The sequence below is a fragment of the Streptomyces sp. NPDC056948 genome, from assembly GCF_042674225.1.
Lineage (GTDB): Bacteria > Actinomycetota > Actinomycetes > Streptomycetales > Streptomycetaceae > Streptomyces > Streptomyces purpurascens.
Map to the genome: position 1 here is coordinate 1 of NZ_JBHUQX010000352.1, position 10169 is coordinate 10169.

Sequence of the window (10169 nt, forward strand, 5' to 3'; positions counted from 1 at the left end):
ATGGCGTCCAGGTGGAGCGCGCCACTGTACGAACGACCTGGACGCCATGAACCGCGTCTGCTCGGCTCAGCCTGGGTCGATGGTGGACGGGATGGGAGCCCACCATGCTCGCCACGATGTGCCCGCAGCCGGGAACGGCGCCCCCTCCCACCCGGTGCCGGCCGATCCCCCGCCGGAGGCATCGTCTGTGAACCTGGGCCGCACAGATCGGGTGCTCGACGACTCATGACCCCCGGGCCTATCCACCTGTGGGCGGGCGTCGGCGCAGCCGGGCTTGAACCTGTAGAGAAGGTTGTAACTCAGTTGGTGGTAGCCGTGGCGCCCGAGCCTTCTCAGTCGTGTTCTCGTAGTGCGGCGACCAGTTGGTGTCCTTCGTTGGATCGGCGTCGCAGGAGAACCGCCGCTGTGGTGTGGAGTTCGTTCCAGGAGTGGGGGCGGCCGATGGCTGAGGCGTCGGGGATGGTCGTCGTGGCTACCGTGAGGGCTTGAGTTGCTTCACCTGCGGCGGCGAGGGCGTGTGTGAGGCAGGACTGGTACCAGGTTCTGTCGCGTCGGTATTCGTCGGGCAGGGCGTTCAGGCCGGTTGTGAGGTGGGCGGTGGCTGTCTGCCAGTTCCGTAGGTGCAGTGCGGCCATGCCTCGTTGCAGGGTGAACCAGGTTTCGCCGTAGAAGTACATCCACGGGGGCTCGTCCTCGGGGTGCTCGGCGGCCCGGCTGATGAGGGCCTGGGCGTCGTCCAGGTGGCGTTCGGCGTCGTCGGCGTCGCCGTTGAGGGCGTGTCCGCGGGCGGCCATTTGGGCGGCCATGCCCTGGACGCCGAGGGATGTGCCGGGGGCGGACCAGCGGGCGGCTTCGGCGAGTCGTACGCAGCGGGTGCCGCGTCCGCCGGACCAGGCCATGTGGGCCTTCATGCTGAGGGTGGTTGCGGCCATGTCGGCGTCGCCGGCTTCCAGGGCCCATTCGTGGCTGCGGTCGTACCAGGCCAGTGCGGCGGCCGTCCGGCCTTGGTCCTGGGCCATCCAGGCGAGGAATTGGGCGTGTTCGGAGGCGAGGCGGACCACGCGGTCGGCGAGCGGGCCGCGGGCGGCAGCGTAGAGGTCGACGACGGTGTGGAGTTGTCGGCGCATCACCTCGACGAGGGGGCGGGAGCCGATCACGTCCTCTGCGCGGCGGTGTTCGGCGAGCAGGCGGTCCAGCCAGTCCAGGGTGGGGGCGTCCACGCGGTGTGTCGTGTCGACGACGCTGGTGACGCGGGCCAGGAGGTCTTCGTCGGGGCCGGGGCCGGCGAGGGAGAGCGCGGGGACCGGTGCCGTCTTCGGTTGCTCCCCCGAAGTGTGCAGGAACGGTGGGATATCGAGCCCGGCCGTGATGCGCTGCCGCACTTCGAGCGAGGTGACTCGGCGCTGTCCGCGTTCGATGTCGGAGACGTCGGGTTGGACCAGGCCGATGCGTTCACCGAGCTTGGTCTGGCTCAGGCCGGTGAGCTTGCGGTAGGTGCGGAAGACCTGGCCCCAGTCTTCCTCGGTGACGGCTGAGGCGAGTGCGGGATGGGACCAGAGGTCCGTGCGGAAGTCCCCCATAGCTCCAATATAGGGCGCTCCTATGGGGCTTGGGATGGGAGTAATCGGCGCCTGGCGCAAGGGTCTTCCTGCAAGGACCCCGGCGACCGTGCGACCGGTCCCGGGGCGTGGCCAACGCTGCTGAGGAGCGTCGACATGACAGAGATTAGGTTCCCGGGGGTCTCCTGCCCATCCCCGGTGAGTTCGCCGGACTGCGGGATGGTCGAGCGGTGGCTGGCATCCGCTCATCCGTCACCGGACACCGCGCGTGGAGAGTGGAGCGGTGCCGCGAAGCTCGCCGTGATTCCGTTGGGAAGGGTCTTCGAGGCGGTTCGTCTGCCTGAGCGGGTCGTGCATCGGGCGGTCGCGAGCGCCGATCGGGACACGGTGAGCGATCGGCTGGCCCGGTGCCTCAGCGGCGCCCCGGTCATTCACGATCCGGGCTTCCGCCGCTACTACGCCCTCGTACCGCCCGGCACCGCACAGATGTGGTGCACGCCGGTCGCGGAGTGCTTGGGCGAGGGCACGTACCTCGGAGTGCCGCGAGCCGACCGCACCGCATTCGATGAGCAGACGCGGGCGTCCTACTGGACTGTGCCCCTCGTCCGGCCGGGTCGGCTGGGCATGGCGGTCGACGTGCTGGCTCTCGCGATGGCGGGTCGCTGCCTCGGTGACGAGGACGAGTCATGACCACGCCCAAGAGCAAGGCAGCACCACCGCTGGACCTCGAGACCATGCGTGCCTGTGCGGACCGGTTCCGCGCGACGGACACCGAGGTGCCCCCGCAGGACAGGCTGGAGACGCTCACGCTCCAGCTGCACGGACACCTCACACTGGCCGTCCCCGAGGTCGAGACGGCGGCGCTGGCTCTGCCCGAAGAGAGCGTGGCGAGGGCTTGTGCGTTGTTCTGTGTCGGGGAAGCGCGGTTGCGGCTGAGTGTCCAGCCCGGCCGCAGCCTGTCTGCCCAGGTCGCTCACACGCAACGCCTCGCCCGGTCCGTCCGCACCCTGTGCGATCACTACGAGAACGAGGACCACCAGTGCCCGAACGCCCCCGAGCGAGCCGCGTACCTGCGCATGCTGCTGCACTGCCCCGCGTGCCGGGACTGCCGGACCGTGGATGACAACGGCGAGGCCGTCGGCAGCTGCGTGACCGGGGACCGGCTCTACGAGGAGTACCGGCAGGCCCGGCGCAGCCCGCTCTTCGGGAGTGGCCTCTGAGGACCAGGGATGGCCAACCAACACCAAAAAACCCCCGCCCCGCGAAGAAACCGCAGGTCGGGGGCCTAAGGGACGTCGAATTACTTCTTCTTCCCCTGGTTCTTGACCGCCTCAATAGCCGCAGCAGCCGCCTCGGGGTCCAGGTACGTCCCCCCGGGGTTCACCGGCTTGAAGTCCGCGTCGAGTTCGTAGGACAGCGGGATGCCCGTCGGGATGTTGAGGCCCGCGATGTTCTCGTCGGAGATGCCGTCGAGGTGCTTGACCAGGGCGCGCAGCGAGTTTCCGTGGGCCGCGACCAGGACCGTCTTGCCCGTCAGCAGGTCCGGGACGATCGCGTCGAACCAGTACGGGAGCATCCGGTTGACGACGTCCTTGAGGCACTCCGTCTGCGGGCGCAGCTCCGGCGGGAGGGTCGCGTAGCGCGGGTCGGAGAACTGGGAGTACTCGGCGTCGACGTCCAGCGCCGGGGGCGGGGTGTCGTAGGACCGGCGCCACAGCATGAACTGCTCCTCGCCGAACTCGGCGAGCGTCTGCGCCTTGTCCTTGCCCTGCAGGGCGCCGTAGTGGCGCTCGTTCAGGCGCCAGCTGCGGTGGACCGGGATCCAGAGGCGGTCGGCGGACTCCAGGGAGAGCTGCGCCGTGCGGATGGCGCGCTTCTGGAGGGACGTGTGCACGACGTCGGGGAGCAGGCCGGCGTCCTTGAGCAGCTCGCCGCCGCGCGTCGCCTCCTTCTCGCCCTTCGCGGTGAGGTTGACGTCCACCCAGCCGGTGAACAGGTTCTTCTCGTTCCACTCGCTCTCGCCGTGGCGGAGGAGGATCAGCTTGTACGGTGCGTCGGCCATGCCCCAGAGCGTAATCCACGCATTCGCCCGTTCGCGTGGCTGCCCGGCAGGCGGACGCTTGACCGGATCTGTTAATTGAGTGGCCGCCGTCAAGCAGGCCCTCGTAATTTGTGACTCCCATGCGCGCCACTTACATCCGGGGGAGTCCATGCCGTACGCCGTCCGCGCCAGACGTGCCGTCCAGGAGACCGTCTCGGGGCTGCCCCGTGAGTTCTGGTGGCTGTGGACCAGCACGCTCGTCAACCGGCTCGGCGCCTTCGTCGCCACCTTCATGGCGCTGTACCTGACGCTCGACCGCGGCTACTCCGCCACGTACGCCGGTCTGGTCGCCGCCCTGCACGGGCTCGGCGGAGTGATCTCCTCGCTGGGCGGCGGGGTGATGGCCGACCGGCTGGGCCGGCGGCCGACGCTCCTCATCGCGCAGGCCTCGACCGCCGTGTCCGTCGCGCTCCTCGGGTTCGTGCGCGACCCGGTCACGATCGCCGGTGTCGCCTTCCTCGTCGGCATGGCGAGCAACGCCTCCCGGCCGGCCGTGCAGGCGATGATGGCGGACATCGTGCGGCCCGAGGACCGTATCCGCGCCTTCTCCTTGAACTACTGGGCCATCAACCTCGGTTTCGCCGTCTCCTCCATGGCCGCGGGGTTCATCGCCGAGGTCAGCTACCGCGCCGGGTTCCTGATCGAGGCCGGCATGACGATGGCCTGCGCGATCCTCGTCTTCCTGAGGCTGCCGGAATCGAAGCCGGCCGAGACGAACGAGACGGCCGAGAGGGCCGAGCCGGCCGAGAGGGCCGAGCCGGCCGAGACGGTGAGCGCCAAGGCCGACCGCGACGACTCCGTCAGCCTCGGCACCGTGCTGCGCGACGGGCGCTTCATGAGCGTCGTCGGGCTGTCCTTCCTCGTCGCGCTGATCTTCCAGCAGGGGGCGGTGGGGCTGCCGGTGGCGATGGGTGAGGCCGGGTTCACGCCGGCCGAGTACGGCATGGCGATCGCCGTGAACGGCGTACTGATCGTCGTCCTCCAGATCCCCGTCACCCGGTTCATCGAGCACCGCGACCCCCGCCGGTTGCTCGTCCTCTCCTCCCTCCTCGCGGGGTACGGCTTCGCGCTCACCGCCTTCGCCGGGTCGGTCGGCGTCATCGCCCTCACGGTGTGCGTCTGGACGCTGGCCGAGATCGTCAACGCCCCGACGCAGACCGGCCTGGTCGTCCGGCTCTCCCCGCTGCACGGACGCGGCCGCTACCAGGGCATGTACACGATGTCCTGGTCCGTCGCCGCCCTCGTCGCCCCGCTGCTGTCCGGCTTCGTCATCGACCGGGTCGGCGCGGAGTGGCTGTGGGGGCTGTGCGCGGTGGTCGGGACGGTGGCCGGGCTGGGATACGGGGTGCTGATGCGGCGGCTGCCGTGGGAGACGACGCAGGAGAAGCAAGGGGACAAGCAGCAGGGGGAGCCTGCCGCGGAGGCCCTAGGGCAGGTCCCCGAGGGTTCCGCCTCCGGCCCCTGATCCCGTTCCGGGATGTTCCCGATGGTGTGCGGACACGGCGCTTGATGAGCTGTTTCCATGGCTCACCACGGACAGCAGAAGTCGTCGCGTCTCCTCCTCACCGCCCTCGCCGGTCTTGCCACGCTCGCCGTCGCCACCACCGCCCTGGCCGGTCCGTCCCATCCCCCTCCGCCCCGATTACCGGCAGAGGGAGAGGCAACAGGCCAGGCAACAGGCCAGGCAAAGGGCCAGGCAACAGGCCAGGCGAAAGGCCAGGCCGCACATCAGAAGACCCAGGCCGTCCTGAGCGAGATCGTCGCCCAGGGCACCCCCGGCGTCATCGCCCAGGTACGCGACCGGCACGGCGTGTGGGACGGCCGGGCCGGTGTCCGGAAGCTGGGTTCCGAGCGGCCGCGGAACGCGCACGACAGGTTCCGTATCGCCAGCGTGACCAAGACCTTCACCGCCACCGTGCTCCTGAAGCTCGAAGCCGAGGGGAAGCTGTCGCTGGACGACAGCGTGGCCACGTGGCTGCCGGGGGTGGTGCGAGGCAAGGGGTACCGGCCCCGGCACATCACCGTGCGGCACCTGCTCAACCACACGAGCGGGATCTTCGACTACAACATGGACGCCGGCTTCCGGGCCAAGTACGCGGGCGACGAGTTCGACCGCAACCGGCACGTCCGATGGTCCCCGGAGGACCTGGTGGACATCGCGCTCGCCCACCCGCCGAACTTCCAGCCGGAGCAGGGCAGCAGGCCCGGCCGCCCCGGCAGGTGGGACTACTCGGACACCAACTACGTCCTCGCCGGCATGGTCATGGAGAAGGCCACCGGCCGCAGTTACGCGCACGAGGTCGAGCGCCTCGTCATACGGCCCCTCGGCCTGCACGGCACGAGCGTGCCGGGCACCTCGCCCCGACTGCCCTCACCCCACGCCCGGCACTACTCCACGCTCTTCGAGGACGGGCCGGGGGCGAAGGTGCGCGACGTCACCGAGTTCAGCCCCACGGTCGCCTTCTCCGCAGGCCAGATGATCTCCACGGTCGGCGATGTGAACACCTTCCTGTCCAGCCTGCTCGCCGGTGAGCTGCTGCTGCCCGCACAGCAGCGGCAACTGCTCGACGCCGTCCCTGTCGACGGGGACAAGGGGCACGGCGGTCCGCAGGACGTCTACGGACTCGGCATACGGCACTTCAAGCTCGCGGAGGGCTGCTGGGCCTGGGGCCACGGCGGCATGATCCCCGGCTCCGCGACCCGGACCCTCGCCTCGGCGGACGGCCGGCAGGTCATGACCATGAACCGCAACGGCGACTGGGGCGAGCAGCGACTGGAGGACGCCGCTGTCGAGACCGAGTTCTGCCGCCGGCCGCTCACCTCACCTCACTGAATCGACAACGGCACCGGATGAATCTCGTCGGCCTTGTGCCCGGCGCGCTCGTGAACGCGCTGGATCGCTTCGGCCGAGGGCGCCTCGGAGAGGCAGTAGACGTGGCCGGACTCCGGGTCCGCCCAGGCCTTCTCGAAGTGGACGCGCTCCTCGCCCTCAATGGCGAGGTCCGCGTTGTGGGCCTCGCGCAACTGCTCTTCCGTGATGCCCTTCATGCTGTGGTGGACATCCATGAACTTGGCCATGGCCCGCGCCTCCTTCCGTACGAACCCTTCAGTCCATGCTCCGCCCGTACGAGCACCGGGGCGACCTCAACGCCGTAGGGCCCCGGAGGCGAACCTCCGGAGCCCTACAGAATTCAGCCGCACTGGCAGGGGCTGCCCGACTGACACCCGCAGCCGCAGCCCGAGCCGCAGCCGCACGCGGCGATCAGGGTCAGGTTCCTGATCTCGGCGGGCTGCTCGGTCTCGCGCTCCTGCGTGGGGTCGGGCGTGGTGCTGGGGGAATCGGCCATGGGTTCCTCCTCGAGGCTGGTGCCTGTGCCCATTGGATGCCCGTTCCGCTGGGCGCATCAACGGCGCACTGAGGCTTCCGCGCGCCCCGGCCGATCCTCACCCGCCCCCCGGCCCGCCCGGCCTCAGCCGACCCGACCCCCTGCCCTGCTCCCCGCTCAGGCGCTCTCCGCCTCCGGCGCCACCGCCTGGATCTCCGGCTGCACATCCGTCTGGAGCTCGTCGGCGTGCTCGCCCGTGACCAGGTACACGACGCGCTTGGCGACCGAGACCGCGTGGTCGGCGAACCGCTCGTAGTAACGGCCCAGCAGCGTGACGTCCACGGCCGTCTCGATGCCGTGCTTCCAGCGGTCGTCCATCAGGTGCTGGAAGAGCGTGCGGTGCAGCAGGTCCATCTCGTCGTCGTCCTGCTCGAGCTGGAGCGCCAGGTCGACGTCCTTGGTGATGATCACCTCGGCGGCCTTGGCCATCAGGCGCTGGGCGAGCTGGCCCATCTCCAGGATGGTGGCGTGCAGGTCGCTCGGGACCGCGCGGTCCGGGTAGCGCAGGCGCGCGAGCTTCGCCACGTGCTGGGCGAGGTCGCCCGAGCGCTCCAGATCGGCCGACATGCGCAGCGACGTGACGACGATGCGCAGATCCGTCGCCACCGGCTGCTGCCGTGCCAGCAGGGCTATGGCCCGGGCCTCCAGGTCGTGCTGGAGCTCGTCGACCTTCTGGTCGGCCTCGATGACGTTCTCGGCCAGCTTCAGGTCGGAGTCGAGCATGGCGGTGGTGGCGCGCCCGATCGCCGATCCGACCAGCCGGGCCATTTCCACCAGACTGTCGCTGATCGAGTCCAGTTCCTCGTGGTACGCGTCCCGCATCAGGCTTCCCTCTCGTGCGTCTGTGTCGGGGGTTCGAGGGCCGGGGCCCACCGAACGAGCCGGGGCCCACCGAACAACCGGCGGTACGACCGTCGTATTACCAACGGTCCGAACCCCACGCTCCCACGTTCCGGCCTGTACGCGTCCGTTTCCGTCATCCCAAATGAACCAATACTGGCTCCAAGGTGAACTCTGGGCGACGAGTGTTCGAGGTCGCACTCCGACGGCTGTGGCCCGCGCCCGAGCCATGCCTAACCTGGGTGCATGGACGTGAACGCGGCGGTCGCCGCAGTGGCTGCGATCGCCGGGGTGCTCACCGGTGTCATCGCCATGCTGGCGTTCCGGTGGAGCGAGCGCGAGCAGAAGCGCCCCACCCGTACCTCCCTGCACACGGACCCGGTGCTTCCGCCGGGCGTGGACACCGTCCTGTCGGTCCTCAGGTCCTCCGCCGTCGTACTCGACGAGGCGGATGCCGTGGTCAAGGCAAGCTCGGCGGCGTACGCCCTCGGGCTGGTCCGCGGCGGCAAGCTCGCCGTCGAGCCGATGCTGCAGATGGCCCGGGACACCAGGCGCGACGGGGAGATACGCCAGGTGGAGCTGGACCTGCCGCGGCGCGGTACCGGACGCGGTGAGGCCTTGGCCGTCTCCGCGCGGGTCGCGCCGCTCGGCTCCCGGCTGGTGCTGCTGCTCGTGGAGGACCTCACCGAGGCCCGCCGCATCGAGGCGGTCCGGCGCGACTTCGTCGCCAACGTGAGCCACGAGCTGAAGACCCCGGTCGGCGCCCTCTCGCTGCTCTCCGAGGCCGTCATGGACGCCTCCGACGACCCCGAGGCAGTGGAGCGGTTCGCCGGACGCATGCAGATCGAGGCCACCCGGCTGACCAGCCTGGTGCAGGAGCTCATCGACCTGTCGCGGGTGCAGAACGACGACCCGCTGGAGGACGCCGAGCCGGTCCGCGTCGACGAACTCGTCGCCGAGGCCATCGACCGCTGCCGGCACCAGGCCGGCACCAAACAGATCACCATGGCCGCGGGCGGCACCGCCGACCTGCACGTATGGGGAAACCGCGGCCAGCTCGCCGCTGCACTCGGCAACCTCGTCGAGAACGCGGTCAACTACTCGCCCGCCCGCACCCGCGTCGGCATAGCCGCCCGTAAGGTGAACGCGTCCGGCGGGGAGCACATCGAGATCGCCGTCACCGACCAGGGCATCGGCATCTCCGACAGGGACAAGGAGCGCATCTTCGAGCGCTTCTACCGCGTCGACCCCGCTCGCTCCCGTGCCACCGGTGGTACGGGACTGGGGCTGGCGATCGTGAAGCACGTGGCCGCCTCGCACGGCGGGGAGGTCTCGGTGTGGAGTGCCGAGAACCAGGGCTCCACCTTCACCCTGCGGCTGCCGGAGGCCGGTGCGGCCCGCGACCGCGCACATCAGCAGCCCGCCCGAGATGAACGCGCAGGAGGCGCGGGCCTCGACGAGGAGGCCGGGCGGTCCACCCCCACATCCCCCGAATCAACCGCGTACGAAACGCTTCCTGCCCCGGAGGTCCTTCCGTGACCCGAGTGCTCGTCGTCGAGGACGAGGAGTCCTTCTCCGACGCCCTGTCGTACATGCTCCGCAAGGAGGGCTTCGAGGTCGCGGTCGCGACCACGGGCCCCGACGGACTCGACGAGTTCGAGCGCAACGGCGCCGACCTCGTCCTCCTCGACCTGATGCTGCCCGGCCTGCCGGGCACCGAGGTGTGCCGCCAGCTGCGCGGCCGCTCCAATGTCCCCGTCATCATGGTGACCGCCAAGGACAGCGAGATCGACAAGGTCGTAGGCCTGGAGATAGGAGCCGACGACTACGTCACCAAGCCGTTCTCCTCGCGCGAGCTGGTCGCCCGCATCAGGGCCGTGCTGCGCCGCCGCGGTGAGCCCGAGGAGGTGACCCCCGCCGCGCTGGAGGCCGGCCCGGTCCGTATGGACGTCGACCGGCACGTGGTCACCGTCGGCGGCACCAAGATCGACCTGCCGCTGAAGGAGTTCGACCTGCTGGAGATGCTGCTGCGCAACGCCGGGCGTGTCCTGACCCGCATGCAGCTCATCGACCGGGTCTGGGGCGCCGACTACGTCGGTGACACCAAGACCCTCGACGTCCACGTCAAGCGCCTGCGCGCCAAGATCGAGCCGGACCCGGGAGCCCCGCGCTACCTGGTGACGGTCCGCGGCCTGGGCTACAAGTTCGAGCCGTAGGCCGCGAAGTTCGAGCCGTAGGCCGCACGCCGGCCACGGAAACAGAAGGGGCGGGACCTCCAGGAGG

11 protein-coding genes are annotated in these 10169 nt (G+C 69.9%); 6 read left to right on the forward strand and 5 right to left on the reverse strand.

Going from position 1 to position 10169, the window contains the following annotated elements; all coding sequences use genetic code 11:
• Positions 1 to 332 precede the first annotated feature (332 nt).
• The gene (locus ACFTZL_RS33710; RefSeq protein WP_382590705.1) at positions 333 to 1580 is read right to left on the reverse strand and encodes a helix-turn-helix domain-containing protein; all 1248 of its coding nucleotides are present in this window, start codon (positions 1578 to 1580) and stop codon (positions 333 to 335) included.
• Between the two features lie 198 nt (positions 1581 to 1778).
• Between ACFTZL_RS33710 and ACFTZL_RS33715 the strand changes: the two genes are divergently transcribed.
• Both ACFTZL_RS33715 and ACFTZL_RS33720 read left to right on the forward strand, forming a co-directional pair.
• The gene (locus ACFTZL_RS33715) at positions 1779 to 2249 is read left to right on the forward strand and encodes a hypothetical protein (protein WP_382590707.1); all 471 of its coding nucleotides are present in this window, start codon (positions 1779 to 1781) and stop codon (positions 2247 to 2249) included.
• Positions 2246 to 2779 carry a DUF6415 family natural product biosynthesis protein gene (locus tag ACFTZL_RS33720; RefSeq protein ID WP_382590710.1) on the forward strand — a complete coding sequence of 178 codons (534 nt, stop codon included), beginning with the start codon at positions 2246 to 2248 and terminating at the stop codon, positions 2777 to 2779. Before ACFTZL_RS33715 ends, ACFTZL_RS33720 begins: the two co-directional genes overlap by 4 nt.
• Positions 2780 to 2859: 80 nt before the next feature.
• On the opposite strand, the gene ACFTZL_RS33725 is transcribed toward ACFTZL_RS33720, so the two are convergent.
• Positions 2860 to 3621 (reverse strand): phosphoglyceromutase, encoded by a 762-nt coding sequence (locus tag ACFTZL_RS33725; RefSeq protein ID WP_382590713.1) that lies wholly within the window; start codon positions 3619 to 3621, stop codon positions 2860 to 2862.
• 148 nt (positions 3622 to 3769) lie between these two features.
• Here ACFTZL_RS33725 and ACFTZL_RS33730 point away from each other — a divergent pair, with 148 nt between their 5' ends.
• Both ACFTZL_RS33730 and ACFTZL_RS33735 read left to right on the forward strand, forming a co-directional pair.
• Complete coding sequence (locus ACFTZL_RS33730) at positions 3770 to 5125, forward strand: MDR family MFS transporter (protein ID WP_382590716.1); 1356 nt, start codon at positions 3770 to 3772, stop codon at positions 5123 to 5125.
• A gap of 57 nt (positions 5126 to 5182) precedes the next feature.
• Entirely contained in the window at positions 5183 to 6493 is a 1311-nt protein-coding gene (locus tag ACFTZL_RS33735; protein WP_382590719.1) for a serine hydrolase domain-containing protein, read from the forward strand.
• Here the strand turns inward: ACFTZL_RS33735 and ACFTZL_RS33740 are convergent.
• The 3 genes from ACFTZL_RS33740 to phoU form a co-directional block, all read right to left on the reverse strand.
• Positions 6487 to 6738, reverse strand: coding sequence for an SCO4226 family nickel-binding protein (locus tag ACFTZL_RS33740; RefSeq protein ID WP_382590722.1), 252 nt, complete (start codon positions 6736 to 6738; stop codon positions 6487 to 6489). The two genes, ACFTZL_RS33735 and ACFTZL_RS33740, sit on opposite strands and share 7 nt — an antisense overlap.
• 113 nt (positions 6739 to 6851) lie before the next feature.
• Positions 6852 to 7007: a hypothetical protein gene (locus ACFTZL_RS33745; protein ID WP_184599362.1), complete on the reverse strand. Its 156-nt coding sequence runs from the start codon at positions 7005 to 7007 to the stop codon at positions 6852 to 6854.
• A gap of 156 nt (positions 7008 to 7163) precedes the next feature.
• Complete coding sequence (gene phoU, locus ACFTZL_RS33750) at positions 7164 to 7868, reverse strand: phosphate signaling complex protein PhoU (protein ID WP_382590725.1); 705 nt, start codon at positions 7866 to 7868, stop codon at positions 7164 to 7166.
• A 264-nt stretch (positions 7869 to 8132) separates the two neighbouring features.
• Here phoU and ACFTZL_RS33755 point away from each other — a divergent pair, with 264 nt between their 5' ends.
• Together ACFTZL_RS33755 and ACFTZL_RS33760 are read left to right on the forward strand one after the other, a co-directional pair.
• Entirely contained in the window at positions 8133 to 9425 is a 1293-nt protein-coding gene (locus ACFTZL_RS33755) for a sensor histidine kinase (protein ID WP_382590728.1), read from the forward strand.
• Positions 9422 to 10102 (forward strand): response regulator transcription factor, encoded by a 681-nt coding sequence (locus ACFTZL_RS33760; protein WP_030243122.1) that lies wholly within the window; start codon positions 9422 to 9424, stop codon positions 10100 to 10102. The genes ACFTZL_RS33755 and ACFTZL_RS33760 overlap by 4 nt, the downstream gene beginning before the upstream one ends.
• The last annotated feature ends 67 nt before the right edge of the window (positions 10103 to 10169 follow it).

Bases quoted from the DNA above. Each gene is read 5' to 3' on its own strand.
- ACFTZL_RS33755 (WP_382590728.1), top strand. From the start codon at position 8,133: ATGGACGTGAACGCGGCGGTCGCCGCAGTGGCTGCGATCGCCGGGGTG.
- ACFTZL_RS33735 (WP_382590719.1), top strand. From the start codon at position 5,183: ATGGCTCACCACGGACAGCAGAAGTCGTCGCGTCTCCTCCTCACCGCC.
- ACFTZL_RS33720 (WP_382590710.1), top strand. From the start codon at position 2,246: ATGACCACGCCCAAGAGCAAGGCAGCACCACCGCTGGACCTCGAGACC.
- ACFTZL_RS33745 (WP_184599362.1), bottom strand. From the start codon at position 7,007: ATGGCCGATTCCCCCAGCACCACGCCCGACCCCACGCAGGAGCGCGAG.
- ACFTZL_RS33730 (WP_382590716.1), top strand. From the start codon at position 3,770: ATGCCGTACGCCGTCCGCGCCAGACGTGCCGTCCAGGAGACCGTCTCG.
- ACFTZL_RS33710 (WP_382590705.1), bottom strand. From the start codon at position 1,580: ATGGGGGACTTCCGCACGGACCTCTGGTCCCATCCCGCACTCGCCTCA.
- ACFTZL_RS33725 (WP_382590713.1), bottom strand. From the start codon at position 3,621: ATGGCCGACGCACCGTACAAGCTGATCCTCCTCCGCCACGGCGAGAGC.
- phoU (WP_382590725.1), bottom strand. From the start codon at position 7,868: ATGCGGGACGCGTACCACGAGGAACTGGACTCGATCAGCGACAGTCTG.
- ACFTZL_RS33740 (WP_382590722.1), bottom strand. From the start codon at position 6,738: ATGGCCAAGTTCATGGATGTCCACCACAGCATGAAGGGCATCACGGAA.
- ACFTZL_RS33715 (WP_382590707.1), top strand. From the start codon at position 1,779: ATGGTCGAGCGGTGGCTGGCATCCGCTCATCCGTCACCGGACACCGCG.